General features: G+C 67.3%; 37 protein-coding genes. 1 reads left to right on the top strand and 36 read right to left on the bottom strand.

Annotated elements, in window-relative coordinates; all coding sequences use genetic code 11:
- Positions 1-6 precede the first annotated feature (6 nt).
- The 8 genes from rplQ to ACWEOO_RS10810 form a co-directional block, all read right to left on the bottom strand.
- On the bottom strand, positions 7-555 hold the full coding sequence (rplQ, locus tag ACWEOO_RS10845; protein ID WP_452142776.1) for a 50S ribosomal protein L17: 549 nt from the start codon (positions 553-555) through the stop codon (positions 7-9).
- 67 nt (positions 556-622) lie between these two features.
- Positions 623-1,648 (bottom strand): DNA-directed RNA polymerase subunit alpha, encoded by a 1,026-nt coding sequence (locus ACWEOO_RS10840; RefSeq protein ID WP_130384620.1) that lies wholly within the window; start codon positions 1,646-1,648, stop codon positions 623-625.
- Positions 1,649-1,749: 101 nt separating this feature from the next.
- Positions 1,750-2,358: a 30S ribosomal protein S4 gene (gene rpsD / locus ACWEOO_RS10835; RefSeq protein WP_355482591.1), complete on the bottom strand. Its 609-nt coding sequence runs from the start codon at positions 2,356-2,358 to the stop codon at positions 1,750-1,752.
- A gap of 19 nt (positions 2,359-2,377) precedes the next feature.
- Positions 2,378-2,785: a 30S ribosomal protein S11 gene (gene rpsK / locus ACWEOO_RS10830; protein ID WP_131286332.1), complete on the bottom strand. Its 408-nt coding sequence runs from the start codon at positions 2,783-2,785 to the stop codon at positions 2,378-2,380.
- Between the two features lie 38 nt (positions 2,786-2,823).
- Positions 2,824-3,195, bottom strand: a complete 372-nt coding sequence (gene rpsM, locus ACWEOO_RS10825; protein WP_141854777.1) for a 30S ribosomal protein S13 — start codon at positions 3,193-3,195, stop codon at positions 2,824-2,826.
- A 171-nt stretch (positions 3,196-3,366) separates the two neighbouring features.
- Positions 3,367-3,480: a 50S ribosomal protein L36 gene (rpmJ, locus tag ACWEOO_RS10820; RefSeq protein ID WP_008361054.1), complete on the bottom strand. Its 114-nt coding sequence runs from the start codon at positions 3,478-3,480 to the stop codon at positions 3,367-3,369.
- A gap of 35 nt (positions 3,481-3,515) precedes the next feature.
- A complete protein-coding gene (infA, locus tag ACWEOO_RS10815) occupies positions 3,516-3,737 on the bottom strand; it encodes a translation initiation factor IF-1 (protein ID WP_012923661.1) in 222 nt (73 codons plus the stop codon).
- Positions 3,738-3,829: 92 nt separating this feature from the next.
- Entirely contained in the window at positions 3,830-4,153 is a 324-nt protein-coding gene (locus ACWEOO_RS10810) for a winged helix-turn-helix transcriptional regulator (protein ID WP_452142775.1), read from the bottom strand.
- A 76-nt stretch (positions 4,154-4,229) separates the two neighbouring features.
- On the opposite strand from ACWEOO_RS10810, the gene ACWEOO_RS10805 reads away from it, so the two are divergent.
- Complete coding sequence (locus ACWEOO_RS10805; RefSeq protein WP_452142774.1) at positions 4,230-5,081, top strand: NAD(P)-dependent oxidoreductase; 852 nt, start codon at positions 4,230-4,232, stop codon at positions 5,079-5,081.
- Here ACWEOO_RS10805 and ACWEOO_RS10800 read toward each other — a convergent pair.
- The 28 genes from ACWEOO_RS10800 to fusA all read right to left on the bottom strand — a co-directional run bounded on the left by ACWEOO_RS10800 (position 5,059) and on the right by fusA (position 22,857).
- Complete coding sequence (locus ACWEOO_RS10800) at positions 5,059-5,862, bottom strand: hypothetical protein (protein WP_452142773.1); 804 nt, start codon at positions 5,860-5,862, stop codon at positions 5,059-5,061. The genes ACWEOO_RS10805 and ACWEOO_RS10800 overlap by 23 nt on opposite strands.
- Positions 5,863-5,873: 11 nt before the next feature.
- The gene (locus ACWEOO_RS10795) at positions 5,874-6,320 is read right to left on the bottom strand and encodes a DUF1707 SHOCT-like domain-containing protein (RefSeq protein WP_452142772.1); all 447 of its coding nucleotides are present in this window, start codon (positions 6,318-6,320) and stop codon (positions 5,874-5,876) included.
- A gap of 64 nt (positions 6,321-6,384) precedes the next feature.
- Positions 6,385-7,209, bottom strand: coding sequence for a type I methionyl aminopeptidase (gene map / locus ACWEOO_RS10790; RefSeq protein ID WP_452142771.1), 825 nt, complete (start codon positions 7,207-7,209; stop codon positions 6,385-6,387).
- A gap of 9 nt (positions 7,210-7,218) precedes the next feature.
- The gene (locus tag ACWEOO_RS10785; protein ID WP_452142770.1) at positions 7,219-7,791 is read right to left on the bottom strand and encodes an adenylate kinase; all 573 of its coding nucleotides are present in this window, start codon (positions 7,789-7,791) and stop codon (positions 7,219-7,221) included.
- Positions 7,791-9,092: a preprotein translocase subunit SecY gene (gene secY, locus ACWEOO_RS10780; protein ID WP_359939397.1), complete on the bottom strand. Its 1,302-nt coding sequence runs from the start codon at positions 9,090-9,092 to the stop codon at positions 7,791-7,793. The genes ACWEOO_RS10785 and secY overlap by 1 nt, the downstream gene beginning before the upstream one ends.
- Positions 9,093-9,227: 135 nt before the next feature.
- Entirely contained in the window at positions 9,228-9,668 is a 441-nt protein-coding gene (gene rplO / locus ACWEOO_RS10775; protein WP_167205895.1) for a 50S ribosomal protein L15, read from the bottom strand.
- A gap of 1 nt (position 9,669) precedes the next feature.
- Positions 9,670-9,852 (bottom strand): 50S ribosomal protein L30, encoded by a 183-nt coding sequence (gene rpmD, locus ACWEOO_RS10770; RefSeq protein ID WP_355482575.1) that lies wholly within the window; start codon positions 9,850-9,852, stop codon positions 9,670-9,672.
- The gene (rpsE, locus tag ACWEOO_RS10765; protein WP_359939401.1) at positions 9,852-10,451 is read right to left on the bottom strand and encodes a 30S ribosomal protein S5; all 600 of its coding nucleotides are present in this window, start codon (positions 10,449-10,451) and stop codon (positions 9,852-9,854) included. The genes rpmD and rpsE overlap by 1 nt, the downstream gene beginning before the upstream one ends.
- Positions 10,452-10,479: 28 nt before the next feature.
- Positions 10,480-10,863 (bottom strand): 50S ribosomal protein L18, encoded by a 384-nt coding sequence (rplR, locus tag ACWEOO_RS10760; RefSeq protein WP_133789404.1) that lies wholly within the window; start codon positions 10,861-10,863, stop codon positions 10,480-10,482.
- A gap of 2 nt (positions 10,864-10,865) precedes the next feature.
- Positions 10,866-11,408: a 50S ribosomal protein L6 gene (rplF, locus tag ACWEOO_RS10755; protein WP_329003453.1), complete on the bottom strand. Its 543-nt coding sequence runs from the start codon at positions 11,406-11,408 to the stop codon at positions 10,866-10,868.
- Between the two features lie 27 nt (positions 11,409-11,435).
- Positions 11,436-11,843 (bottom strand): 30S ribosomal protein S8, encoded by a 408-nt coding sequence (gene rpsH, locus ACWEOO_RS10750; protein WP_131286345.1) that lies wholly within the window; start codon positions 11,841-11,843, stop codon positions 11,436-11,438.
- A 94-nt stretch (positions 11,844-11,937) separates the two neighbouring features.
- Positions 11,938-12,123 carry a type Z 30S ribosomal protein S14 gene (locus ACWEOO_RS10745; protein ID WP_012923674.1) on the bottom strand — a complete coding sequence of 62 codons (186 nt, stop codon included), beginning with the start codon at positions 12,121-12,123 and terminating at the stop codon, positions 11,938-11,940.
- A gap of 1 nt (position 12,124) precedes the next feature.
- Positions 12,125-12,697, bottom strand: a complete 573-nt coding sequence (gene rplE, locus ACWEOO_RS10740) for a 50S ribosomal protein L5 (protein ID WP_359939407.1) — start codon at positions 12,695-12,697, stop codon at positions 12,125-12,127.
- Positions 12,697-13,101 carry a 50S ribosomal protein L24 gene (gene rplX, locus ACWEOO_RS10735; RefSeq protein WP_452142769.1) on the bottom strand — a complete coding sequence of 135 codons (405 nt, stop codon included), beginning with the start codon at positions 13,099-13,101 and terminating at the stop codon, positions 12,697-12,699. The genes rplE and rplX overlap by 1 nt, the downstream gene beginning before the upstream one ends.
- A gap of 1 nt (position 13,102) precedes the next feature.
- Positions 13,103-13,471 (bottom strand): 50S ribosomal protein L14, encoded by a 369-nt coding sequence (gene rplN / locus ACWEOO_RS10730; RefSeq protein WP_012923677.1) that lies wholly within the window; start codon positions 13,469-13,471, stop codon positions 13,103-13,105.
- A 91-nt stretch (positions 13,472-13,562) separates the two neighbouring features.
- Positions 13,563-13,859, bottom strand: a complete 297-nt coding sequence (rpsQ, locus tag ACWEOO_RS10725) for a 30S ribosomal protein S17 (RefSeq protein WP_355482561.1) — start codon at positions 13,857-13,859, stop codon at positions 13,563-13,565.
- Positions 13,856-14,137, bottom strand: coding sequence for a 50S ribosomal protein L29 (gene rpmC / locus ACWEOO_RS10720; protein ID WP_355699453.1), 282 nt, complete (start codon positions 14,135-14,137; stop codon positions 13,856-13,858). The genes rpsQ and rpmC overlap by 4 nt, the downstream gene beginning before the upstream one ends.
- Positions 14,137-14,556, bottom strand: a complete 420-nt coding sequence (gene rplP, locus ACWEOO_RS10715) for a 50S ribosomal protein L16 (RefSeq protein ID WP_355699452.1) — start codon at positions 14,554-14,556, stop codon at positions 14,137-14,139. The genes rpmC and rplP overlap by 1 nt, the downstream gene beginning before the upstream one ends.
- 3 nt (positions 14,557-14,559) lie before the next feature.
- Positions 14,560-15,405 (bottom strand): 30S ribosomal protein S3, encoded by an 846-nt coding sequence (gene rpsC, locus ACWEOO_RS10710; protein ID WP_355699451.1) that lies wholly within the window; start codon positions 15,403-15,405, stop codon positions 14,560-14,562.
- 1 nt (position 15,406) lies between these two features.
- The gene (gene rplV, locus ACWEOO_RS10705) at positions 15,407-16,012 is read right to left on the bottom strand and encodes a 50S ribosomal protein L22 (RefSeq protein WP_452142768.1); all 606 of its coding nucleotides are present in this window, start codon (positions 16,010-16,012) and stop codon (positions 15,407-15,409) included.
- Between the two features lie 54 nt (positions 16,013-16,066).
- Positions 16,067-16,348 (bottom strand): 30S ribosomal protein S19, encoded by a 282-nt coding sequence (rpsS, locus tag ACWEOO_RS10700; protein ID WP_130384641.1) that lies wholly within the window; start codon positions 16,346-16,348, stop codon positions 16,067-16,069.
- A 16-nt stretch (positions 16,349-16,364) separates the two neighbouring features.
- Positions 16,365-17,198 (bottom strand): 50S ribosomal protein L2, encoded by an 834-nt coding sequence (gene rplB / locus ACWEOO_RS10695; protein ID WP_355482555.1) that lies wholly within the window; start codon positions 17,196-17,198, stop codon positions 16,365-16,367.
- A complete protein-coding gene (gene rplW / locus ACWEOO_RS10690) occupies positions 17,198-17,503 on the bottom strand; it encodes a 50S ribosomal protein L23 (RefSeq protein ID WP_130384643.1) in 306 nt (101 codons plus the stop codon). The genes rplB and rplW overlap by 1 nt, the downstream gene beginning before the upstream one ends.
- A complete protein-coding gene (gene rplD, locus ACWEOO_RS10685) occupies positions 17,500-18,192 on the bottom strand; it encodes a 50S ribosomal protein L4 (RefSeq protein ID WP_359939418.1) in 693 nt (230 codons plus the stop codon). The genes rplW and rplD overlap by 4 nt, the downstream gene beginning before the upstream one ends.
- The gene (gene rplC, locus ACWEOO_RS10680) at positions 18,189-18,845 is read right to left on the bottom strand and encodes a 50S ribosomal protein L3 (RefSeq protein ID WP_359939421.1); all 657 of its coding nucleotides are present in this window, start codon (positions 18,843-18,845) and stop codon (positions 18,189-18,191) included. Before rplC ends, rplD begins: the two co-directional genes overlap by 4 nt.
- A gap of 16 nt (positions 18,846-18,861) precedes the next feature.
- Entirely contained in the window at positions 18,862-19,170 is a 309-nt protein-coding gene (rpsJ, locus tag ACWEOO_RS10675) for a 30S ribosomal protein S10 (RefSeq protein ID WP_012923688.1), read from the bottom strand.
- A 360-nt stretch (positions 19,171-19,530) separates the two neighbouring features.
- Positions 19,531-20,724, bottom strand: a complete 1,194-nt coding sequence (gene tuf / locus ACWEOO_RS10670) for an elongation factor Tu (protein WP_355482549.1) — start codon at positions 20,722-20,724, stop codon at positions 19,531-19,533.
- Positions 20,725-20,796: 72 nt separating this feature from the next.
- Positions 20,797-22,857, bottom strand: coding sequence for an elongation factor G (fusA, locus tag ACWEOO_RS10665; protein WP_452142830.1), 2,061 nt, complete (start codon positions 22,855-22,857; stop codon positions 20,797-20,799).
- Between the last annotated feature and the right edge of the window lie 25 nt (positions 22,858-22,882).

Here is a 22,882-nt window from a genome sequence, read left to right as displayed (position 1 = left end):
GGCGACTTACTTGTCGTCGGTCTTCGCGTCCTCGGTGGTGGTGTCCTCGGTGACGACGTCCTGGACCTTCTCGTCCTGGACGTCCTCGACCTTGGCCTCGTCCTGCGGCTCGTCGGCCTTCTCCTCGGCCTTCGGAGCGGCTGCCTTCTTGGCCGGAGCCTTCTTCGCGGCGGTCTTCTTGGCCTTCGGGCTGTCGGCCAGAGCCTCGACCAGCTCGATCTTCGCCATCGGGGCGTTGTCGCCCTTGCGCGGGCCGAGCTTGGTGATCCGGGTGTAGCCGCCCGGACGGTCGGCGTACCGCTCGCCGATCTCGGTGAAGAGCACGTGCACGACGCTCTTGTCCTTGATCCGCTTCATCACCTGGCGGCGCGAGTTCAGGTCACCACGCTTCGCCTTGGTGATCATCTGCTCCGCCAGCGGCTGCAGGCGCTTGGCCTTGGCCGCGGTGGTGGTGATGGCGCCGTGCTCGAACAGCGACGTCGCGAGGTTGCTGAGGATCAGCTTCTCGTGCGCCGGGCTGCCGCCCAGCCGGGCACCCTTGGTGGGGGTAGGCATCTCATAACTCCAGGAATCTCAGGCTCGTCGAGCCGTGGGGATACGGCCCGACGGGCCTTTGGTCAGCTCAGTACTGCTCGGTCTCGGCGAAGCTCTCGTCCTCGTCGTCCGCCTCGTTGCCGTAGGCACCGGACGCGGCGCGGAGGTCGAACCCGGGCGGGGAGTCCTTCAGCGACAGGCCCATCTCGGCCAGCTTCAGCTTGACCTCGTCGATCGACTTGGAGCCGAAGTTCCGGATGTCCAGCAGGTCCTGCTCGCTGCGCGAGATCAGCTCACCCACGGTGTGGATGCCCTCGCGCTTGAGGCAGTTGTACGACCGGACGGTCAGCTGCAGGTCCTCGACCGGCAGCGCCAGGTCGGCGGCCATCTGCTCGTCGACCGGCGACGGGCCGATGTCGATGCCCTCGGCCTCGACGTTCAGCTCACGGGCCAGGCCGAACAGCTCGACCAGCGTCTTACCGGCCGACGCGACGGCGTCGCGGGGCAGCATCGACGGCTTGGTCTCGACGTCGACCACCAGGCGGTCGAAGTCGGTGCGCTGCTCGACACGGGTGGCCTCGACCTTGTAGGTGACCTTGAGCACCGGCGAGTAGATCGAGTCGACCGGCATCCGGCCGATCTCCGCGTCGGCGGACTTGTTCTGGACGGCGGACACGTAGCCGCGGCCCCGCTCGACGACCAGCTCCATCTCGAGCCGGCCCTTCTCGTTCAGGGTGGCGATCTTCAGGTCCGGGTTGTGCACCTCGACACCGGCCGGCGGCGCGATGTCGGCGGCGGTGACGTCACCGGGGCCCTGCTTGCGCAGGTACATGGTGACCGGCTCGTCGTGCTCGGAGGAGACGACCAGGTCCTTGAGGTTCAGGATCAGCTGGGTGGCGTCTTCCTTGACCCCGGCAACGGTGGAGAACTCGTGCAGGACACCGTCGATCTTGATGCTGGTGACGGCCGCCCCCGGGATGGAGGACAGCAGGGTCCGGCGGATCGAGTTGCCGAGGGTGTAACCGAAGCCCGGCTCCAGCGGCTCGATCACGAACCGCGAGCGGTACTCGTCGACGACCTCTTCGGTCAGGGTGGGGCGCTGTGCGATAAGCAACTTCTTGTTCCTTCTGTGTCGCGACGACCACTATTTGAGGTCGCGAGGTGAAGAACGCACCGATCCGGCCGGTGGCCCGGAGGCCGCCGGCCGGAACCGGGTCAGTTCTTCGAGTAGAGCTCGACGATCAGGTGCTCGGCGACCTGGGTGTCGATCTGCTGCCGGGTCGGCAGCTGGTGGACGAGGATCCGCAGACGCTCCGGCATCACCTCGAGCCAGGCCGGGACGACGCGCTCGGAGTGCGTCTCCCGGGCGATGATGAACGGCGTCGTCTCCACCGACTTCGGCTTGACATCGATGATGTCGTGCGCCGAGACGCGGTACGACGGGATGTTCACCTTGATGCCGTTCACGGTGAAGTGACCGTGCACGACGAGCTGACGCGCCTGGCGGCGGGTACGGGCGAGACCGGAGCGGTACACCACGTTGTCCAGCCGGGACTCCAGGATCTGCAGCAGGTTGTCACCGGTCTTGCCGGAGCGCCGCGAGGCCTCCTCGTAGTACCGGCGGAACTGCTTCTCGAGAACGCCGTACGAGTAGCGCGCCTTCTGCTTCTCGCGCAGCTGCAGCAGGTACTCGCTCTCCTTCGGGCGGCCGCGGCCGTGCATACCCGGCGGGTACGGACGACGCTCGAACGCCTTGTCGCCACCGACGAGGTCGACCCCGAGACGGCGCGACTTCTTGGTCATGGGTCCGGTGTAACGGGCCATTTTCGTGCTCCTCTCTGGGTCAGACCCGGCGCCGCTTGGGCGGGCGGCAGCCGTTGTGGGCAACAGGGGTGACGTCCTGGATGGTGCCGACCTCGAGGCCGACCGCACCCAGCGAACGGATCGCGGTCTCACGGCCGGAGCCGGGACCCTTGACGAAGACGTCGATCTTGCGCATGCCGTGCTCCATCGCGCGGCGCCCGGCGGCCTCGGCGGCCATCTGCGCGGCGAACGGGGTCGACTTGCGCGAACCCTTGAAACCGACGGTGCCCGCGGAGGCCCACGAGATGACCGCGCCGGTCGGGTCGGTGATCGTCACGATCGTGTTGTTGAACGTGCTCTTGATGTGCGCGTGGCCGGCGGCCACGTTCTTCTTCTCCTTGCGGCGCACCTTCTTCGCGCCGGCCGCGGTGCGGCTCTTGGGAGGCATAGGTCAGTTGCTCCTGGGGTGGTCGACAGTCATCCGGGTCACTTCTTCTTCTTGCCGGCGATCGCCTTGCGGCGACCCTTGCGGCTACGGGCGTTGGTCCGCGTGCGCTGACCGCGCACCGGAAGCCCGCTGCGGTGCCGGCGACCCTGGTACGACCCGATCTCGATCTTGCGGCGGATGTCCGCGGTCACCTCGCGACGGAGGTCACCTTCGATCTTGTAGTTGCCTTCGATCCAGTCCCGGAGCTTGACCAGCTCGTCGTCGCCCAGCTCGTGGACGCGCTTGTCCGGGGAGACCCCGGTGTTCTTCAGCGTTTCCTGGGCGCGCGTGCGGCCCACACCGAAGATGTACGTGAGGGCGACCTCGATGCGCTTGTCGCGCGGCAGGTCGACTCCTACGAGGCGTGCCATGTGGCGGTGTTCCTTTCGTCGGCAGAGGTGTGGTGGCGCGCTGCGTCCTTGCCCGCCTCGGTGAGTGCTTCACCGGCAAGGCCCTGGCCTCTGTTCCAGGGGCGACATCCAGTGACCTGGATGAGCATGCGCGCTGTGGTGCGAAAGTGCCGTGTTACTGCGTGAGGCTTGTCAGCCCTGCCGCTGCTTGTGCCGCGGGTTCTCGCAGATCACCATGACCCGGCCGTGACGGCGGATCACCTTGCACTTGTCGCAGATCTTCTTGACGCTCGGATTGACCTTCATCGAGCTTCTTTCTTCGACAGGTGTTGGTGTGGGTCTTACTTGTACCGATAGACGATGCGACCCCGGGTGAGGTCGTACGGCGACAGCTCCACGACGACCCGGTCCTCGGGGAGGATCCGGATGTAGTGCTGCCTCATCTTGCCGCTGATGTGCGCGAGCACCTTGTGCCCGTTGGACAGCTCAACACGGAACATCGCGTTCGGCAGGGCCTCGACGATGGTGCCCTCGAGTTCGATTACTCCCTCTTTTTTGGGCATGTCCTCGCACTTCTGTAGACGTGACTGGCTATGGCTACAAAGAGCCAAGGAAAAAGTGTACGCCACGCGCGGCATTGATCCCAATTGGGCCCTCAGCGGGTACTCTCCAGCTCCGCCATGTGCTCGGCGCCCCAGTCGTCCAACGGCATCAGCGCGACGTTGAGTGACGCTCCGAGCTCGGTGAGTGAGTACTCGACTTTCGGCGGCACCTGGTGGAAGACCTCCCGGTGCACGATGCCACGCGACTCCAGCTCGCGCAGTTGCTGGATCAGCATCTTCTCCGTGACGCCGGGGATCTCCCGGCGCAGCTCGCCGAACCGCAGCGGGCCGTGATGCAGCGCCCACAGGATGCGCGGCTTCCACTTCCCGCCGATCACATCCGCCGCGGCGTCCAGGCCACAGGTGTACGGGCGCATACTTACCTTTCCGTCAGTACCTGACTATTTAGTGGGTACTTGTCCATCCTAAAGCGCGGGATCCAGGGTGGACCGCATGAAGACACCTGTCACCGTCCTGGGGCTCGGCGCGATGGGGACCGCCCTCGCCAGGGCCTTCCTGGCCGCCGGCCACCCGACCACCGTCTGGAACCGCACCCCCGGCCGCTCCCCCGAACTCGACGTCGTACGCGCCACCACAGCGGCCGAGGCGATCGCGGCCAGTCCGCTGGTCGTCGTCTGCCTGCTCGTCGACGACACCGTCCGCAGCACACTCGACGGCATCGACCTCACCGGCAAGACGGTCGTCAACCTCACCAACAGCACACCCGACCAGGCCCGTGGCACCGCAGAGCAGCTCACGAGCGCGGGAGCGCAGTACGTCGACGGCGGCATCATGGCTGTGCCCGCGATGATCGGCGGTCCAGCAGCATTCATCTTCTACAGCGGCGAACCGGAGGCTTTCGAGAAGCACAGCGCCGATCTGTCTGTGCTGGCACGCCCGGCGTACGTCGGCGCCGACCCCGGACTGGCCGCCCTGTACGACATCGCCTTGCTGAGCGCCATGTACGGCATGTTCGGCGGCGCCCAGCATGCGCTGGCCCTCATCACCAGTCAGGACCTCGCGGCGGAGCCGTTCACCACCCAGTTCCTGGGCCCATGGCTGACGGCCATGCTCACGAGCCTGCCCCGCATCGCCGAGGATCTCGACAACGGCCCTGCGGAGACGGCCGGTTCGAATCTCTCCATGCAGGCAGCTGCCTACGAGAACCTCATCAGCACTTCAGAAGCACACGACGTCGACCCGATGCTGCTCGCGCCGATGGGCGAGCTGCTGCAGCGGGCCGTGGCAGCCGGCCACGGCAAAGCTGATCTGTCGGCGCTCGTCAGTCTGCTGAGGACTGCGTAGCCGCCCACTGTTCGCCCGCGCGCCAGACCTGCTCCGGCATGAGGTCCAGCAGGTCGCAGGCCGCGTCGAGCTGCGCGAGGGCGGTGGTCGCGTCGCGGTACGCCGGGAGGATCGCGACGAACCGCCGGCCCTCGCAGCTGAAGCCGAACGCCGGTACGTCGGCCAGCGCCTCGACCGCGCGCGGATGCAGGACGGCCAGCGCGTGATCCTCACGCCCGTTGAACAAGCGGTACTGCCCCGGCAGGCCCTCGACCGTCAACGGCAACGGCAGAAAGCTCGCCGCCGCGACCGGCGCGAGCCCCGCGGGCAGCACCTGCAACGGCGGCAGCGGGCGCTCCACATGCAGATCGAGGAAGTCGAAGCCGAGCTCACGGCGCCCGACCTTGTGCCGGAACCGCCCGGTCCAGAACTCCCGGCCGCGGTGCCGGCCCGACGTCACGTCGGCGACCTCGGCCTCCGGGTCCGCGTCGAACGGTGGGAACGGCCAACGATCCAGCAGCTCCACCGCGGACGCGCTGACGCGCCAGCCGAGCTGCCCGGCGGCCTCCGCCCACTCTCGCCGGCGGCGGCCGTCGGCGATCCGCAGCGCCAGCGTGAACCCGAGCAGCACCAGGAACCAGGCCAGCACCATCCAGCCCACCCACCGGGGCTCCAGCAGCAGCCCGGCGACCGCCAGCGGTACGGCGACGGCGAACCAGACCACGTAGACGATCGCGGCTCCCTGATGCACCTGCCACGCCAGATCCGGCCGTAGCCGCGGACCGGCCAGGCGGCGACTCATCGGGGCCGCTGTCAACGGCGCCTGCCGAGGCCGCCGAGGGCGATGATCGCCCACGGGATCAGCAGCCAGACCGGCCAGAAGTGCGGCCAGTGGCCGCCGTTGCCCAGCCCGATCACGAACCAGATCACCACGTTGATCAGCACGACGCCGGTGAAGCCGCCGATCGCCCCGCCGCGGCGCTGTGGGTGGTTGTCCTTCTTCCGCTCCGGAAAGCTGCCCGGCTCCGGCGCGGGCTTGGAGTCCTTGACCACCTCGGGCGTCTGGTACGTCCGCACCGGCGGCAGGTCACGCACCAGCGGCTCGAGCTCGCCGTACGTCTGCACGGTGTAGAGCTGGTCGAGGCGCGACGAGAACTCGGGCTGGTCCAGCCGGCCGTCCGCGAACGCGTCCCGCAACCGGCCGGCGATCTTGTCCCGGTCGGCTTCGGTGAAACGCTGGTGCGGCTGGTACTGAGGCATGTCTCAAGTGTGCCTCAGCTCCGGTCCGCTCCGCGTCCCCCGACGGGTGGACCCCCGTGGTCCGTCAGTCGGCGAGGGCGCCGAACTTCACGCCGAGCTCGGCGAGCTCGGACTCGCCGCCGTCGATGGCGGTCAGCACCCAGGGGCCTTGCGGAGTGAGAGTGAACGTGTGCTCTGTGTGTGCGGCCGACCGCCCGTCGTCGGTGACGACGGTCCAGTCGTCCTCGAGCGTGTGATTCTCCTGCTTGCCGAGCGTGAGCATCGGCTCCACGGCCAGCGCCATCCCCTCGACCAGCTTCGGCCCGCGGCCGGCGCGACCGAAGTTCGGCACGTTCGGCGGCTGATGCATGGCCGAGCCGATCCCGTGCCCGACGAAGTCCTCGACGATCCCGTACGACGAGTTCGCCCGGACGTGGGCCTCGATCGCGGCCGAGATGTCGGACAGCCGGCCGCCGAGCCGGGCCGCGGCGAACCCGCGCCACATCGACTGCGCGCAGATCCGCGCGAGCTCCAGCAGTTCGGCGTCGACCTCACCGACCGGCACCGTGATCGCGGCGTCGCCGTGCCAGCCGTCCACGATCGCGCCGCAGTCGATCGAGATCAGGTCGCCGTCGGCGAGCACCCGGTCACCCGGGATGCCGTGCACGATCTCGTCGTTCACCGACGCGCAGATCGAGCCGGTGAACCCGTGGTACCCCTTGAACGACGGCGTCGCGCCGGAGGACCGGATGTTGTCCTCCGCGATCGCGTCCAGCTCGCCGGTGGTGATGCCGGCCCGGACCTCACCGCGGAGCAGCTCCAGCGTGCGGCCGACCACCAGGCCGGCCTTACGCATGGCGAGGATCTGCTCGCGGGTCTTGATCTCGATACCGCGGTCTCTGAACATCAAATGCTGTCTTTACTCCGTGACGGGCTTGAGGGCGGCGAGCACGCGCTCACTGACCTCGTCGATCTCGCCGACGCCGTCCACCTCGACCAGCAGGCCGCGCTGCGCGTACACCTGCAGCAGCGGCTTGGTCTCGGCGGTGTAGACGTCCTGCCGGTGCCGGACGACCTCTTCGGAGTCGTCGGTCCGGCCCTCGATGTGCGCGCGCTTGGTCATCCGGTCCACCAGCACGTCGATGTCCGCGACCAGCGCGACCACGGCGTCCAGCTTGTGGCCGTGCTCGGCCAGGATGTCGTCCAGCGTGCCCACCTGGGCCAGCGTCCGCGGATACCCGTCCAGCAGGAAGCCCTCGCCGGCGTCGGCCTCGGACAGCCGGTCCCGCACCATCGCGTTGGTGACCTCGTCCGGAACGTAGTCCCCGGCGTCCATGTAGCGCTTGGCCTCGACACCCAGGGGCGTCTCGTCCTTGACGTTCGCGCGGAAGATGTCGCCGGTGGACACGGCCGGGATCTTCAGGCGTTCCGCAAGCACCTTTGCCTGCGTGCCCTTGCCCGCCCCGGGCGGACCCATCAGCAACATTCTCATCAGCGCAGGAACCCTTCGTAGTTTCGCTGCTGCAGCTGACTCTCGATCTGCTTCACGGTGTCGAGTCCGACACCGACCATGATCAGGATCGACGTACCGCCGAACGGGAAGTTCTGGCTCGCGTTCAGCAGGACGAGAGCGACCAGCGGGATCATCGAGATCACCGCGAGGTAGATCGCGCCGGGCAGCGTGATGCGGTCCAACACGTACTTCAGGTATTCCTCGGTCGGCCGACCCGCCCGGATCCCGGGGATGAAGCCGCCGTACTTCTTCATGTTGTCGGCGACCTCCTTCGGGTTGAAGGTGATCGAGACGTAGAAGTACGTGAAGAAGATGATCAGAGCGACGTAGGTCGCCATGTAGATCGGGTGGTCGCCCTTGACCAAGTTGCCCTGGATCCAGTTGGACCAGCTCTTGCCCTGCTGGAACTGACTGACCAGAACGGGGAGATACAGCAGGCTGGAGGCGAAGATGACCGGGATGACACCGGCCTGGTTCACCTTCAGCGGGATGTACGTCGAGGTGCCGCCGAACATCTTCCGGCCGACCATCCGCTTCGCGTACTGGACCGGGATCCGGCGTTGGGCCTGCTCGATGAAGATGACCGCCGCCATGATGACGAGGCCAATCGCGATCACCACGACGAAGGTGGTGATGCCCTTCTGCTTGCGGATGCTCCACAGCTGGGTCGGGAAGGTCGCGACGATCTGGGTGAAGATCAGGATCGACATACCGTTACCGACGCCACGGTCGGTGATCAGCTCACCGAGCCACATGATCACGCCGGTACCGGCGGTCATGGTCAGCACGATGACGGTGATCGTGAACCAGTCGTCCTTGTACAGCAGCGGCTCGCTGCAGCCCTGGAACAGCCGGCCCGGCGTCCGGGCGAGCGCCACGAACGCGGTCGACTGCAGGATCGCCAGACCGACGGTCAGGAACCGGGTGTACTGGGTGATCTTGGCCTGACCCGCCTGGCCCTCCTTCTTCAGCGACTCCAGCCGCGGGATCACCACGGTGAGCAGCTGCAGGATGATGCTGGCGGTGATGTACGGCATGATGCCGAGCGCGAAGATCGCGAGCTGCAGCAGCGCGCCGCCGGAGAACAGGTTGATCAAGTTGTACAGGTTGGCGTTCTGGCCGCCCTGCGAGATCTTGATACACGTGTGCAGCGACTGGACGTTCACACCGGGCGCCGGAACGACCGAGCCGATCCGGAAGATCACGACGATGAAGAGCACGAACAAGATCTTCCGGCGCAGGTCCGGAGTCTTGAACGCGTTGGCAAAGGCGCCTAACACCCTGTCCTCCCACAAGTTTCCCTGGCCGCGGGCACGGCAGGGGCCTAGCTAAGCCTCTGGGCAAGAGACGAACCAGGGCTCGTCCGACCGGCGCAGGATATCAAGCACCGATCGTTACGAGCCCTGGACCTCGTGTCACACCTCGGTCGTGGTTCCCCCGGCCGCCTGGATCTTGTCCGTGGCGGACTTGGAGAACTTGTGCGCCGAGACCTGCAGTGCCACGGTCAGTTCGCCGTCACCCAGCACCTTGACCGGCTGACCACGACGGACCGCGCCCTTGGCGACCAGGTCGGCCACGCCGACCTCGCCACCTTCGGGGAACAGTTGTCCGAGCTTGTCCAGGTTAACGACCTGGAACTCCACCCGGTTCCTGCTCTTGAAGCCCTTCAGCTTCGGAAGCCGCATGTGCAGCGGCATCTGGCCACCCTCGAAGTACTCGGGGATGTTGTTACGCGCCTTGCTGCCCTTGGTACCGCGGCCGGCGGTCTTGCCCTTGCTGCCCTCACCACGACCCACGCGGGTCTTGGCGGTCTTGGCGCCGGGCGCCGGGCGCAGGTGGTGAACCTTGAGCGCCATGTCAGTCGACCTCCTCGACGGTGATGAGGTGGCGAACCGTGCGGACCATGCCGCGAACCTCGGGGCGGTCCTCGTGGACGGCGGTGTCGCCGATCCGCTTGACGCCCAGGGTGCGCAGCGTGTCGCGCTGGTTCTGCTTACCACCGATGCCCGAACGGATCTGGGTCACCTTCAGGCGTGCCATCAGGAAGCCACCTCCGCCCGCGCCTTCAGCAGGGCCGCCGGGGCGACGTCCTCGACCGGCAGGCCACGGCGCGCGGCCACGGCCTCCGGGGTCTCCAGGCTCCGCAGCGCCTCGACCGTGGCGTGCACCACGTTGATCGAGTTCGAGGAACCCAGCGACTTGCTGAGGATGTCGTGGATCCCCGCGCACTCCAGGACGGCGCGCGCCGAGCCACCCGCGATCACACCGGTACCGGGCGCGGCCGGGCGCAGCAGCACCACGCCGGCAGCCTTCTCGCCCTGGACCGGGTGCGGGATGGTGCCCTGGATCCGCGGCACCTTGAAGAACGCCTTCTTGGCCTCCTCGACGCCCTTGGCGATCGCCGCGGGCACCTCCTTGGCCTTCCCGTAACCCACACCGACGGTGCCTTCACCGTCGCCGACGACCACGAGGGCGGTGAAGCTGAAGCGACGACCGCCCTTCACGACCTTGGCGACACGGTTGATGGCTACCACGCGCTCGATGTAGGCGGTCTTGTCCGCCTGCTGACCGCGACCACCGTCGCGGCCACGGCGCTCACCACCGGCGCCGCCTCCGCGACGCTGCTGGCCTCCGCTCATTTCGAACTACCTTCTTCCCTTGTCGCCATCAGAAGCCGAGCCCGCCCTCGCGGGCGGCGTCGGCCAGGGCCGCGATGCGGCCGTGGTACTTGTTCCCGGCCCGGTCGAAGACGACCGAGTCGATGCCGGCTGCCTTGGCCCGGTCGGCGATCAGGCCGCCGACGGTCTTGGCCTTGTCGGTCTTGTTCGCCTCGGCGCCCCGCAGGTCGGCCTCCATGGTGGAAGCCGAGACCAGCGTCTTGCCGGCGACGTCGTCGATGACCTGCGCGAACAGGTGCTTCGAGGACTTGGAGACCACCAGCCGCGGCCGCTCGGCCGTGCCGTTGATCTTCTTCCGGACCCGGATCTGCCGACGCAGCCGGGAAGACGTCTTCTTGGCGGAGTGCTTGTGCGGACGCAGTCCGATCGCCATGGTTACTTACCAGCCTTTCCGACCTTGCGGCGCACCTGCTCGCCCGCGTACCGCACACCCTTGCCCTTGTACGGCTCGGGCTTGCGCAGCTTGCGGATGTTGGCGGCGACCTCACCGACCGACTGCTTGTCGATGCCGATGACCGAGAACCGGGTCGGGGCCTCCACGTTGAAGGTGATGCCCTCGGGGGCGTCGACCGTGATCGTGTGGCTGTACCCGAGCGAGAACTCCAGCTGGGTCGGTCCCTTGGACAGGACGCGGTACCCGACGCCGACGATCTCGAGCTTCTTCTCGTAGCCGTCCGTCACGCCGGTCACCAGGTTGGCGATCAGGGTGCGGGAGAGGCCGTGCAGTTCCTTGCTCTTGCGCTGGTCGTCGGGGCGGGTCACGGCGATGGCGCCGTCCTCGTCCCGGTCGACCGCGATGGGCTCAGCGACGACGTGCGACAGCTGACCCTTCGGACCCTTCACAGTGACCGTCTGGCCGTCGATCGTGACGTCGACGCCGGACGGGACCGTGACCGGGAGCTTACCGATGCGAGACATTCAGTGGTCCTCCTTCCGGTTTCTTCGTCACCAGACGTAGGCGAGGACTTCCCCGCCAACGCCCTTGTTCTTGGCCTGACGGTCGGTCAGCAGACCCTGGGACGTCGAGATGATCGCGACGCCCAGGCCACCGAGGACCTTGGGCAGGCTGGTCGACTTCGCGTAGACCCGCAGGCCCGGCTTGCTGATCCGCCGAACACCCGCGATGGAGCGCTCCCGGCTCGGGCCGAACTTGAGGTCGACGATCAGGGTCTTGCCGACGGTGCCCTCCTTGGGCTCCTCCACCTTGTAGGAGGAGATGTAGCCCTCCTGCTGGAGGATGTCGGCGATGCCCTGCTTGATCTTGCTGTACGGCATCGAGGTCGACTCGTGGTACGCCTGGTTGGCGTTGCGCAGACGCGTCAGCATGTCTGCGATCGGGTCGGTCATCGTCATGGCCTGGGGCCTCTTTCCCGCCGTGGTTTCGCCGTTCGGCGACCTACGGTGACTAGATGGTGGTGAATGGGGAGAAGTTCTGGGGTGGAGACGGTCACCAGCTGGACTTGGTCACGCCGGGCAGCTCGCCCCGGTGCGCCATCTCCCGCAGGCAGATCCGGCACAGGCCGAACTTGCGGAAGACCGCCTTCGGCCGGCCGCAGCGCTGGCAGCGCGTGTAGCCACGCACCGCGAACTTCGGCTTCCGGGCCTGCTTGACCTTGAGTGCTGTCTTCGCCACGTCAGTTCTCCTTGAACGGGAAGCCGAGCGCCCGCAGCAGGGCCCGACCCTCGTCGTCGTTCTTCGCGGTGGTCACCACGGTGATGTCCATGCCCCGGACGCGGTCGATCCGGTCCTGGTTGATCTCGTGGAACATCACCTGCTCGGTCAGACCGAAGGTGTAGTTCCCGGTGCCGTCGAACTGCTTCGGGGACAGACCGCGGAAGTCGCGGATCCGGGGCAGCGCGAGCGCCAGCAGCCGGTCCAGGAACTCCCACATCCGGTCGCCGCGCAGCGTCACGTGCGCGCCGATCGGCATCCCCTCACGCAGCTTGAACTGCGCGATCGACTTGCGGGCCTTGGTGACCTGCGGCTTCTGGCCGGTGATCGCGGCCAGGTCCTTCACCGCGCCCTCGATCAGCTTCGAGTCGCGAGCCGCCTCGCCGACGCCCATGTTCACCACGATCTTGGTGAGCCCGGGCACCTGCATGACGTTCTCGAACTGGAACTGCTCGTGCAGCTTGCCGACGATCTCCTCGCGGTACTTCGTCTTCAGGCGCGGCTGGATCTTGTTCTCGGTTACTGCGGTGGTCATCAGATCTCCTCGCCGGTACGCCGGGCGATCCGAACGCTCCGGTAACCGGTGTACGTCGAACCGTCGGGACGGCGCTTCTGCACCTCGACGCGGTTGTAGCCGACGCGGGTGGTCACCTTCTGCTTCTTCCCGTCCTTCTCGACCTCGACCAGAAGGGCGACGTTCGAGACGTGGATCGGGGCTTCCTGGGTGACGATGCCACCGGTGGTGCCGCCGCGCTGGGCCTGCTGCACCTTGGTGTGCTTCTTCACCCGGTTGACGCCCTCGACGATGACCTTCTCGTCGTTCGGGAAGACCTGGATGATCTTGCCCTCGAGGCCCTTCGAGCGACCCGAGATCACACGGACCTGGTCACCCTTCTTCACGTGCAGCTTCTTCTGAGCCTTTTTTTCTTGGGCAGCCATCTCAGAGCACCTCCGGCGCGAGCGAGATGATCTTCATGAAGCGCTTCTCGCGCAGCTCCCGGCCGACCGGCCCGAAGATACGGGTGCCGCGCGGCTCGCCGTCGGCCTTCAGGATCACCGCGGCGTTCTCGTCGAAGCGGATGTAGGAGCCGTCCGGACGCCGGCGCTCCTTCACGGTCCGCACGACGACCGCCTTGACGACGTCACCCTTCTTCACACCACCGCCGGGGATCGCGTCCTTGACGGTGGCGACGATCGTGTCACCGACACCGGCGTAGCGCCGACCGGAGCCACCGAGAACGCGGATGCAAAGGATCTCCTTCGCGCCCGTGTTGTCGGCGACCTTCAGTCGCGACTCCTGCTGGATCATCTGTTGATCTCCTGGTTGTCTCGCTGGTTCTCAGCTGGGCCGAGCCTTGCGGAACGAATAATTTCGAATGGTTGCCGGCAGCAGCCGGGAACTACTTGGCCTTCTCGAGGATCTCGACGACGCGCCAGCGCTTGGTCGCCGACAGCGGCCGGGTCTCCATCAGGAGGACGCGGTCGCCGATCCCGGCGGCGTTCTGCTCGTCGTGCGCCTTGAGCTTGCTGGTGTGCCGGATGACCTTGCCGTACAGCTTGTGCTTCACCCGGTCCTCGACCTCGACCACGACGGTCTTGTCCATCTTGTCGCTCAGCACCAGGCCCTCACGGGTCTTCCGGCGGCCTCGCGCCTCGGTGGTCGTGCTCACGGTCTCGTCCTTCGCGTTCTCGGTCATGCGTTGGCCTTCTCACTGTCGTCCGCAGTCTCTTCGGCGGCAGCCTCGGCCTCGACCGGGGCGTCGACCTCCTCGGTGATGCCGAGCGCACGCTCGGACAGCACCGTGTAGATGCGGGCGATGTCCTTGCGGACGGCGCGCAGCCGGCCGTGGGACTCCAGCTGGCCCGTGGCAGCCTGGAACCGGAGGTTGAACAGCTCCTCCTTGGCTTCACCGAGCTTCGTCAGCAACTCGTCCCGGCCCAGGTTCCGCAGCTCGGCGGCGGTCAGGGTAGCCATCAGTTCTCACCTGCCTCTCGGGTGATGAAGCGGCACTTCATCGGCAACTTGTGGATCGCGCGGCGCATCGCCTCGCGAGCGATGTCCTCCGGAACACCGGAGAGCTCGAACAGCACCCGGCCGGCCTTCACGTTGGCGATCCACCACTCCGGCGAACCCTTACCGGAACCCATCCGGGTTTCGGCCGGCTTCTTGGTCAGCGGACGGTCCGGGTAGATGTTGATCCACACCTTGCCGCCACGCTTGATGTGCCGGGTCATCGCGATACGCGCGGCCTCGATCTGCCGGTTGGTGATGTAGTGGCTCTCCAGCGCCTGGATGCCGAAGTCACCGAAGGCCAGCGTCGTACCACCCTTGGCCGCGCCGGAGCGCTTCGGGTGGTGCTGCTTGCGGTGCTTGACCTTGCGGGGGATGAGCATCGGTCAGCTCTCCGTTCCGGTCGTCTCGGCGGGCTTGTCGGCCGCCGGCGCCTCCGCTGCCGGAGCAGCGGCGTTGTCGTTGCGGCGGTTGTCCCGGCGGTCGTCGCGACGGCCACCGCGGTCACCACGCTCGCCGCCACGGCCACCGCGGTCGTCCCGGCGAGCCGGCCGACGCTGCTGGGTGGCGGCCCGGGCCGCGGCCTGCGCCTCGCGCTCGGCGCGGGAGCCGGCGACGTCGCCCTTGTAGATCCAGACCTTCACGCCGATCCGGCCGAAGGTCGTCCGGGCCTCGTAGAAGCCGTAGTCGATGTCGGCCCGCAGCGTGTGCAGCGGGACGCGGCCCTCGCGGTAGAACTCCGACCGCGACATCTCCGCGCCACCGAGCCGGCCGGAGCACTGGATCCGGATGCCCAGGGCGCCGCCACGCATGGTGGTCTGCATCGCCTTGCGCATCGCGCGGCGGAACGCCACGCGGCCGGACAGCTGCTCGGCCACGCCCTGCGCGACCAGCTGGGCGTCGACCTCGGAGTTCTTCACCTCGAGGATGTTCAGCTGCACCTGCTTGCCGGTGAGCTCCTCCAGGCCGCCCCGGATCCGGTCCGCCTCGGCGCCGCGGCGACCGATGACGATGCCCGGACGAGCGGTGTGGATGTCGACCCGGACCCGGTCACGGGTGCGCTCGATCTCCACGCGGGAGATGCCGGCGCGCTCCATGCCCTTGCTCAGCAGACGACGGATCTTGACGTCCTCGCCCACGTAGTCCTTGTACAGCTTGTCGGCGTACCAACGGCTCTTGTGGTCGGTGCTGATGCCGAGACGGAACCCGTGCGGGTTTACCTTCTGTCCCACGTCAGGACTCCTTCTTCTCAGCGGTGGCCTTCTTGGCGGCCGTCTTCTTCGCGGTCGCCTTCTTGGCCGGCTTGTCGGCGGCGGCCTCGGCCGGCTTGTCGGCGGCCTTCTTGGCCGCCCTCTTCGCCGGGGCCTTCTTGGCCGTGTCCGCCGTGTCAGCGGTCTTCTTGGCAGCGGCCTTCTTGGCCGGCGCCTTCGGAGCCGCCTCCTCGGTGACCCGCGGCTCGACCACGACGGTGATGTGGCTGGTCCGCTTGTCGATCCGGGTGGCCCGGCCCTGGGCGCGCGGGCGGTGACGCTTCAGCGTCGGTCCCTCGTCGACCAGGATCTTGGACACGATCAGATCGGCCCGGCTCAGGTGCTCGGTGCCCTCGGCGTTCGCCGCGGCGCTGTCGACGACCTTGTACACGGTCGCGGCAGCGGCCTGCGGGGCGAACTTCAGAGTGGCGAGTGCGTCGTCGACGCCGGCACCGCGCACCAGATCGGCCACGCGGCGCGCCTTCATCGGCGTCACGCGGACGAAGCGCGCGACCGCGAAGGCCCCGGGCTGCTCGCCCAGCAGGCTCTCGCGACGGGCGCTGATCGCCCTACGCTCTTGAACGCTCATGATGTTCGAATCTCTCCGTAGGTTGCTTTCGCTTCGTCACTGATCCCCAGGGGGTCAGCGACGCCGTGACTTCCGGTCGTCCTTCTCGTGACCCTTGAACGTCCGGGTCGGGGCGAACTCGCCGAGCTTGTGCCCGACCATCGAGTCCGTCACGAACACCGGCACGTGCTTGCGGCCGTCGTGCACCGCAATCGTGTGGCCGATCATGTCCGGCACGATCATCGATCGGCGGGACCAGGTCTTGATGACGTTCTTGGTGCCCTTCTCGTTCTGCACCTCCACCTTCTTGGCCAGGTGGTGGTCGACGAACGGGCCCTTCTTCAGGCTGCGTGGCATTTTGGCCGGCTCCCTATCAGCGCTTCTTGCCGGCCTTGCGGCGCCGGACGATCATGCGGTCGCTTTCCTTGCGGGTGCGGGTCCGGCCTTCCGGCTGGCCCCACGGGGACACCGGGTGGCGACCACCCGAGGTCTTACCCTCACCACCACCGTGCGGGTGGTCGACCGGGTTCATCGCGACACCGCGGACGGTCGGGCGCTTGCCCTTCCAGCGCATCCGGCCCGCCTTGCCCCAGTTGATGTTCGACTGCTCGCCGTTGCCGACCTCACCGAGGGTGGCGCGGCAGCGCACGTCGACCATCCGAACCTCGCCGGACGGCATCCGCAGGGTGGCCATCCGGCCTTCCTTCGCGACCAGCTGAATGCTGGCGCCGGCCGAGCGGCCCATCTTCGCGCCACCGCCGGGACGCAGCTCGACGGCGTGCACCGTGGAGCCGACCGGGATGTTGCGCAGCGGCAGGTTGTTGCCGATCTTGATGTCCGCGGCCGGGCCGTTCTCGACGATCGTGCCCTGACGCAAGTTGGACGGGGCGAGGATGTAGCGCTTCTCGCCGTCCACGTAGTGCAGCAGCGCGATCCGGGCGGTCCGGTTCGGGTCGTACTCGATGTGCGCGACCTTGGCCGGCACGCCGTCCTTGTCGTACCGCTTGAAGTCGATCAGCCGGTACGCCCGCTTGTGGCCGCCACCGTGGTGCCGGGTGGTGATCTTGCCGGAGTTGTTCCGGCCGCCCTTCTTCGGCAGCGGACGCAGCAGCGACTTCTCGGGGGTCGAACGGGTGAGCTCGACGAAGTCGGCCACGCTCGAGCCACGGCGGCCCGGCGTCGTCGGCTTGTACTTGCGGATTCCCATTACGACTGGCCTCCGAAGATATCGATGCGGTCGTCACCCTTGAGGGTCACGATCGCCCGCTTGGTGTCGGGGCGCTTACCGAAACCGGACCGGGTCCGGCGGCGCTTGCCCTTGCGGTTCAGGGTGTTGACGTCGCTGACCTTGACCTTGAACACCTTCTCGACCGCGAGCTTGATCTCGGTCTTGTTGGCGTCCGGGGCGACCTCGAACGTGTACTTCTGCTCGTCCAGCAGGCCGTAGCTCTTCTCGCTCACGACCGGCCGGAGCAGCACGTCGCGGGGGTCCTTGTTGACTCCGTGGCTCATGCTTCTACCTCCTCGGCCTCAGTCGACGTGGCGACGGCCTTGACGGACTTGCCCTTGGGCGCGCCGGCGACGAACGAGTCGAGGGCGCTCTTGGTGAACACCACCGCGTCGCTGCACAGCACGTCGTACGCGTTCAGCTGGTCGGCCGCGATCAGGTGCACGTGCTGCACGTTGCGCAGGCTCAGCCAGGTGAGCTCGTCGGCGCGGTCGACGACGACCAGCGCCTTGCCCGGCTCGGTCACCTCGCCGAGCACCTTCAGCGCCGACTTGGTGGAGGGCTTGTCGCCGTCCACGAAGCTCTCGACGACGAACACGCGGCCGTCGCGGGCCCGGTCCGACAGCGAGCCGCGGAGCGCGGCGGCGATCATCTTCTTCGGGGTCCGCTGGCTGTAGTCACGCGGCACCGGGCCGTGGACGACGCCACCGCCGGTGAACTGCGGCGCGCGGGTCGAACCCTGGCGGGCGCGGCCGGTGCCCTTCTGGCGGTACGGCTTGGCGCCACCGCCGGACACCTCGCCCCGGGTCTTCGCCTTGTGCGTACCCTGGCGGGCCGCGGCCAGCTGGGCCACCACGACCTGGTGGATCAGCGGCACGTTGACCTGGACGTCGAACAGCTCGGCCGGAAGCTCGGCGGAGCCGTTCTTGCTGACCTTGTCGCCCTTCACGACGACGACGTCGACGGTGCTCACTTCGCAGCTCCCTTCGCGGCGTTGCGGATCAGCACGAGGCCGCCCTTGGGGCCGGGAACGGCACCCTTGAGCAGGATCAGGCCGCGCTCGACGTCGATCGCGTGGACCGACACGTTCTGCGTGGTGACCTGCTCGGCGCCCATCCGGCCCGCCATCCGCAGGCCCTTGAAGACCCGGCCCGGGGTGGCGCAGCCGCCGATGGAACCCGGCGAGCGGTGCTTCTTGTGCACACCGTGGGTGGCGCGCAGACCGTGGAAGCCGTGCCGCTTCATCACACCGGCGAAGCCCTTGCCCTTGCTGGTCGCGGAAACGTCGACGCGCTCGCCGGCCTCGAAGGCCTCAGCCTTGATCTCCTGGCCCAGCGTGTACTCGCTGGCGTCGGCGGTGCGCAGCTCCAGCAGGTGGCGCCGCGGCGTCACGCCGGCCTTGTCGAAGTGACCGCGCATCGGCTTGGTGACCTTGCGCGGGTCGATGTCGCCGAAGGCGATCTGGACGCCGTCGTACCCGTGGCTGGCCGAGGTACGCACCTCGGTCACGACGCAGGGGCCGGCCTGGACCACGGTGACGGGGACGACGCGGTTGTTCTCGTCCCAGGTCTGGGTCATGCCGAGCTTGGTGCCCAGCAGACCGCGCGTGTTCTTTAGCTTGCTCATTGGTTGTTCGTGTCCCTCAGAGCTTGATCTCGATGTCGACACCGGCCGGCAGGTCGAGACGCATCAGCGAGTCGACGGTCTTCGGCGTGGGGTCGATGATGTCGATGAGCCGCTTGTGGGTGCGCATCTCGAAGTGCTCGCGGCTGTCCTTGTACTTGTGCGGCGAGCGGATGACGCAGAACACGTTCTTTTCCGTCGGCAACGGCACCGGGCCAGCAACCTTCGCACCAGTACGCGTCACCGTGTCGACAATCTTGCGTGCCGAGCTGTCGATGACCTCGTGGTCGTAGGCCTTCAGCCGGATGCGGATCTTCTGTCCCGCCATCGCTTCGCTTCGTCCTTCTCTATCGTCTTCGCCTTCGTCGCTCCGACCCCCGCGGTCGGGTGTGTCGCGCTCGCAGCACGCGCGTGACTCACCGCTTCTTCGACCCTGGGAGGAGATCGGGGCCCGGTCTCGGACCGGAACCTCGGCATGGTCTCCGGTCCGGCGCACCAGCCCGATCAAGAAGATCTGGGGCGCGCCCCGGCGGCCTCGCCTGAGCAACCTGAATATTGTGCCAGAGATCGGCGCCGGAACGCCAATCGGGTGGCTTCACGCCTGATCCGGTACCACCTGAGCGCCGGATCAGGCACAAAGCAGAGGTCCGCGCGGGCTCAGGTTCGAGCCCTCGCGGACCTCATGAGATCACTTGACGATCTTGGTGACCCGGCCGGCGCCGACGGTGCGGCCACCTTCACGGATCGCGAACTTCAGACCGTCCTCCATGGCGATCGGCTGGATCAGCTCGACCGTCATGTCGGTGTTGTCGCCCGGCATGACCATCTCGGTGCCCTCGGGCAGCGTGACGACACCGGTGACGTCGGTGGTACGGAAGTAGAACTGCGGGCGGTAGTTCTGGAAGAACGGCGTGTGACGGCCGCCCTCCTCCTTCGACAGGATGTAGACCGACGCCTCGAAGTTCGTGTGCGGGGTCGTGGTGCCCGGCTTGATGACGACCATGCCGCGCTCGACGTCCTCGCGCTTGGTGCCACGAAGCAGCAGACCGACGTTCTCACCGGCCTGGCCCTCGTCGAGCAGCTTGCGGAACATCTCGATACCGGTGACCGTGGTGGTCTGCTTCTCCGGACGGATGCCGACGATGTCGACGGTCTCGTTGACCTTGATGACACCGCGCTCGATCCGGCCGGTGATGACCGTACCGCGACCCGTGATGGTGAAGACGTCCTCCACCGGCATCAGGAACGGCTTGTCGATCTCGCGCTCCGGCTGCGGGATGTACTCGTCGACGGCGTTCATCAGCTCGATGATCGACTCGCCCCACTTGGCGTCGCCCTGCAGCGCCGGGTGCGCGGCAACCCGCACGATCGGCGCGTTGTCGCCGTCGAACTCCTGCTCCGAGAGCAGCTCGCGGACCTCGAGCTCGACGAGCTCCAGGATCTCCTCGTCGTCGACCATGTCGCACTTGTTCAGGGCGACGACCATCGCCGGCACGCCGACCTGACGGGCGAGCAGCACGTGCTCACGCGTCTGCGGCATCGGGCCGTCGGTGGCGGCGACGACCAGGATCGCGCCGTCCATCTGAGCCGCACCGGTGATCATGTTCTTGATGTAGTCCGCGTGCCCCGGGCAGTCGACGTGGGCGTAGTGCCGGGCCTCGGTCTGGTACTCGACGTGCGCGATCGAGATGGTGATACCGCGCTGGCGCTCTTCCGGCGCCTTGTCGATCTGATCGAACGCCGACGCCTCGTTCAGGTCCGGGTACTTGTCGTGCAGCACCTTGGTGATCGCCGCGGTAAGAGTGGTCTTACCGTGGTCGATGTGACCGATGGTGCCGATGTTGACGTGCGGCTTAGTCCGCTCGAACTTCGCCTTCGCCACTGGGGCCCTCCTAGATAAATTGACTACGCCGTACGCCGACGCGCTTGGGGTGTGGTGGTCAGGAGCGAGAGACTACTCGCCCCGGGCCTTCTTGATGATCTCTTCCGCCACGTTCTTCGGAACCTCGGCGTAGGAATCGAACTGCATCGAGTAGGACGCGCGGCCCTGGGTCTTCGACCGCAGGTCACCGACATACCCGAACATCTCCGACAGCGGCACCAGGGCCTTCACGACCCGGCTGCCACCGGGGCCCTCGTCCATCGACTGGATCTGGCCACGGCGGGAGTTGAGGTCGCCGATCACTTCGCCCATGTAGTCCTCGGGCGTGGTGACCTCGACCGCGAACATCGGCTCCAGGATGACCGGATTCGCCCGGCGGGCGGCATCCTTGAAGGCCATCGAACCAGCGATCTTGAACGCGAGCTCGGAGGAGTCGACGTCGTGGTACGCGCCGTCCTGCAGCGTCACCTTGACGTCCACCATCGGGTAGCCGGCCAGTACGCCGAACTCCATCGCCTCCTGGGCGCCCTCGTCCACCGACGGGATGTACTCCCGGGGGATGCGGCCACCGGTGACGGCGTTGACGAACTCGTAGCCACCCTCGCCGCCGGCCTCGACCGACGTCGGCTCGATGTCGATGATCACGCGCGCGAACTGACCCGAACCACCGGTCTGCTTCTTGTGCGTGTAGTCGACCTTCTCGACCTTCTTCTTGATGGTCTCGCGGTAGGCGACCTGCGGCTTGCCGACGTTGGCCTCGACGCGGAACTCGCGCTTCATCCGGTCGACCAGCACCTCGAGGTGCAGCTCGCCCATACCGGCGATGATCGTCTGGCCGGTGTCCTCGTCGGTCCGGACCTGGAAGGTCGGGTCCTCCTCGGCGAGCCGCTGGATCGCGACGCCCAGCTTCTCCTGGTCGGCCTTCGACTTCGGCTCGATGGCGACCGAGATGACCGGGGCCGGGAACTGCATCGACTCCAGCACGACCGGGTTCGACGGGTCGGCCAGCGTCTCACCGGTGGTGGTGTCCTTCAGACCCATCACGGCGACGATGTGGCCGGCGCCGATCGACGCGATCTCCTCACGCTTGTTCGCGTGCATCCGGTAGATCTTGCCGATCCGCTCCTTGCGGCCCTTGGTCGGGTTCAGCACCTGGGTGCCGGTCTCGAGCTTGCCCGAGTACACCCGGATGAAGGTCAGCTTGCCCAGGTGCGGGTCCGCGGCGATCTTGAACGCCAGCGCCGAGAACGGCTCGCTGTCGTCCGGCTTGCGCAGCACGACCTGGTCGGAGTCCTTGACGTCGTGGCCCTCGATGGCCGGGACGTCGATCGGGCTCGGCAGGTAGGCGTTGACCGCGTCGAGCAGCGGCTGGACGCCCTTGTTCTTGAACGCGGTACCGGTCAGCACCGGGGTGAGCTTGCTCGCCAGGGTCGCGCGACGGATGGCCGCCACGAGCTGCTCCTGGGTCGGCTCCTCGCCCTCGAGGTACTGCTCCATGACCTCGTCGTCGGCCTCGGCCAGCGTCTCGATCAGCTTGTCGCGCCACTCGGCGGCCAGCTCGGTGTGGCTGGCCGGGATCTCCTCGACCGTGTAGTCCTCACCGATCTTGGTCTCGCCACGCCAGGTCAGCGCGCGCATACCCACCAGGTCGACGACGCCGATGAAGTCGGCCTCGGCCCCGATCGGCAGCTGCATGACCAGCGGCACCGCGGCCAGGCGGTCCTTGATCATGTCGACGCAGCGCATGAACTCGGCGCCGGTGCGGTCCAGCTTGTTCACGAAGCAGATGCGGGGTACGCCGTACCGGTCCGCCTGACGCCAGACGGTCTCGGACTGCGGCTCCACACCGGCCACACCGTCGAACACCGCGACCGCGCCGTCGAGCACGCGCAGCGAACGCTCCACCTCGACGGTGAAGTCGACGTGGCCCGGGGTGTCGATGATGTTGATGGTGTGGTCTTTCCAGGTGCAGGTCGTCGCGGCGGACGTGATCGTGATGCCGCGCTCCTGCTCCTGCTCCATCCAGTCCATCGTGGCGGCGCCCTCGTGGACCTCACCGATCTTGTAGGTGATACCGGTGTAGAAGAGGATCCGCTCGGTCGTCGTCGTCTTGCCGGCGTCGATGTGGGCCATGATCCCGATGTTGCGGACCTTGGCC

The organism is Kribbella sp. NPDC004138 (assembly GCF_053603655.1).
Note: the sequence above shows the minus strand (reverse complement) of the source record. Positions and strands in the feature narration are given on the sequence as shown.

Bases quoted from the DNA above. Each gene is read 5' to 3' on its own strand.
- rplQ (WP_452142776.1), bottom strand. From the start codon at position 555: ATGCCTACCCCCACCAAGGGTGCCCGGCTGGGCGGCAGCCCGGCGCAC.
- rpsD (WP_355482591.1), bottom strand. From the start codon at position 2,358: ATGGCCCGTTACACCGGACCCATGACCAAGAAGTCGCGCCGTCTCGGG.
- rpsK (WP_131286332.1), bottom strand. From the start codon at position 2,785: ATGCCTCCCAAGAGCCGCACCGCGGCCGGCGCGAAGAAGGTGCGCCGC.
- rpsM (WP_141854777.1), bottom strand. From the start codon at position 3,195: ATGGCACGCCTCGTAGGAGTCGACCTGCCGCGCGACAAGCGCATCGAG.
- rpmJ (WP_008361054.1), bottom strand. From the start codon at position 3,480: ATGAAGGTCAATCCGAGCGTCAAGAAGATCTGCGACAAGTGCAAGGTG.
- infA (WP_012923661.1), bottom strand. From the start codon at position 3,737: ATGCCCAAAAAAGAGGGAGTAATCGAACTCGAGGGCACCATCGTCGAG.
- ACWEOO_RS10810 (WP_452142775.1), bottom strand. From the start codon at position 4,153: ATGCGCCCGTACACCTGTGGCCTGGACGCCGCGGCGGATGTGATCGGC.
- ACWEOO_RS10805 (WP_452142774.1), top strand. From the start codon at position 4,230: ATGAAGACACCTGTCACCGTCCTGGGGCTCGGCGCGATGGGGACCGCC.
- ACWEOO_RS10800 (WP_452142773.1), bottom strand. From the start codon at position 5,862: ATGAGTCGCCGCCTGGCCGGTCCGCGGCTACGGCCGGATCTGGCGTGG.
- ACWEOO_RS10795 (WP_452142772.1), bottom strand. From the start codon at position 6,320: ATGCCTCAGTACCAGCCGCACCAGCGTTTCACCGAAGCCGACCGGGAC.
- ACWEOO_RS10785 (WP_452142770.1), bottom strand. From the start codon at position 7,791: ATGAGAATGTTGCTGATGGGTCCGCCCGGGGCGGGCAAGGGCACGCAG.
- rplO (WP_167205895.1), bottom strand. From the start codon at position 9,668: ATGGCGCTCAAGGTTCACCACCTGCGCCCGGCGCCCGGCGCCAAGACC.
- rpmD (WP_355482575.1), bottom strand. From the start codon at position 9,852: ATGGCACGCCTGAAGGTGACCCAGATCCGTTCGGGCATCGGTGGTAAG.
- rpsE (WP_359939401.1), bottom strand. From the start codon at position 10,451: ATGAGCGGAGGCCAGCAGCGTCGCGGAGGCGGCGCCGGTGGTGAGCGC.
- rplR (WP_133789404.1), bottom strand. From the start codon at position 10,863: ATGGCGATCGGACTGCGTCCGCACAAGCACTCCGCCAAGAAGACGTCT.
- rplF (WP_329003453.1), bottom strand. From the start codon at position 11,408: ATGTCTCGCATCGGTAAGCTCCCGGTCACGGTCCCGTCCGGCGTCGAC.
- rpsH (WP_131286345.1), bottom strand. From the start codon at position 11,843: ATGACGATGACCGACCCGATCGCAGACATGCTGACGCGTCTGCGCAAC.
- rplE (WP_359939407.1), bottom strand. From the start codon at position 12,697: ATGACCACCGCAGTAACCGAGAACAAGATCCAGCCGCGCCTGAAGACG.
- rplX (WP_452142769.1), bottom strand. From the start codon at position 13,101: ATGGCTGCCCAAGAAAAAAAGGCTCAGAAGAAGCTGCACGTGAAGAAG.
- rplN (WP_012923677.1), bottom strand. From the start codon at position 13,471: ATGATCCAGCAGGAGTCGCGACTGAAGGTCGCCGACAACACGGGCGCG.
- rpsQ (WP_355482561.1), bottom strand. From the start codon at position 13,859: ATGACCGAGAACGCGAAGGACGAGACCGTGAGCACGACCACCGAGGCG.
- rpmC (WP_355699453.1), bottom strand. From the start codon at position 14,137: ATGGCTACCCTGACCGCCGCCGAGCTGCGGAACCTGGGCCGGGACGAG.
- rplP (WP_355699452.1), bottom strand. From the start codon at position 14,556: ATGCTCATCCCCCGCAAGGTCAAGCACCGCAAGCAGCACCACCCGAAG.
- rplV (WP_452142768.1), bottom strand. From the start codon at position 16,012: ATGAGCGTTCAAGAGCGTAGGGCGATCAGCGCCCGTCGCGAGAGCCTG.
- rpsS (WP_130384641.1), bottom strand. From the start codon at position 16,348: ATGCCACGCAGCCTGAAGAAGGGCCCGTTCGTCGACCACCACCTGGCC.
- rplB (WP_355482555.1), bottom strand. From the start codon at position 17,198: ATGGGAATCCGCAAGTACAAGCCGACGACGCCGGGCCGCCGTGGCTCG.
- rplW (WP_130384643.1), bottom strand. From the start codon at position 17,503: ATGAGCCACGGAGTCAACAAGGACCCCCGCGACGTGCTGCTCCGGCCG.
- rplC (WP_359939421.1), bottom strand. From the start codon at position 18,845: ATGAGCAAGCTAAAGAACACGCGCGGTCTGCTGGGCACCAAGCTCGGC.
- rpsJ (WP_012923688.1), bottom strand. From the start codon at position 19,170: ATGGCGGGACAGAAGATCCGCATCCGGCTGAAGGCCTACGACCACGAG.
- fusA (WP_452142830.1), bottom strand. From the start codon at position 22,857: ATGGCCCACATCGACGCCGGCAAGACGACGACGACCGAGCGGATCCTC.